Source organism: Proteus mirabilis ATCC 29906, assembly GCF_000160755.1.
Lineage (GTDB): Bacteria > Pseudomonadota > Gammaproteobacteria > Enterobacterales > Enterobacteriaceae > Proteus > Proteus mirabilis.
The window spans coordinates 1-624 of the sequence record NZ_GG668600.1 but is presented as its reverse complement, the minus strand read 5'-3'; the positions used below and the strand labels follow the sequence as shown (position 1 = coordinate 624).

Genomic DNA, 624 nt, shown 5'->3' with positions numbered 1-624 from the left:
TGGGGTGACTGCGTACCTTTTGTATAATGGGTCAGCGACTTATATTCTGTAGCAAGGTTAACCGTATAGGGGAGCCGTAGGGAAACCGAGTCTTAACTGGGCGAATGAGTTGCAGGGTATAGACCCGAAACCCGGTGATCTATCCATGGGCAGGTTGAAGGTTGGGTAACACTAACTGGAGGACCGAACCGACTAATGTTGAAAAATTAGCGGATGACTTGTGGATGGGGGTGAAAGGCCAATCAAACCGGGAGATAGCTGGTTCTCCCCGAAAGCTATTTAGGTAGCGCCTCGTGAACTCATCTTCGGGGGTAGAGCACTGTTTCGACTAGGGGGTCATCCCGACTTACCAACTCGATGCAAACTGCGAATACCGAAGAATGTTATCACGGGAGACACACGGCGGGTGCTAACGTCCGTCGTGAAGAGGGAAACAACCCAGACCGCCAGCTAAGGTCCCAAAGTCATGGTTAAGTGGGAAACGAAGTGGGAAGGCTCAGACAGCCAGGATGTTGGCTTAGAAGCAGCCATCATTTAAAGAAAGCGTAATAGCTCACTGGTCGAGTCGGCCCGCGCGGAAGATGTAACGGGGCTAAACCATGCACCGAAGCTGCGGCAGCGAAC

Annotated in this window: 1 rRNA gene; it reads left to right on the top strand. The window is 52.1% G+C overall.

The annotated features are described in order from the left end of the window. Positions 1-624, top strand: a 23S ribosomal RNA gene (locus HMPREF0693_RS18200); the annotation flags it as partial.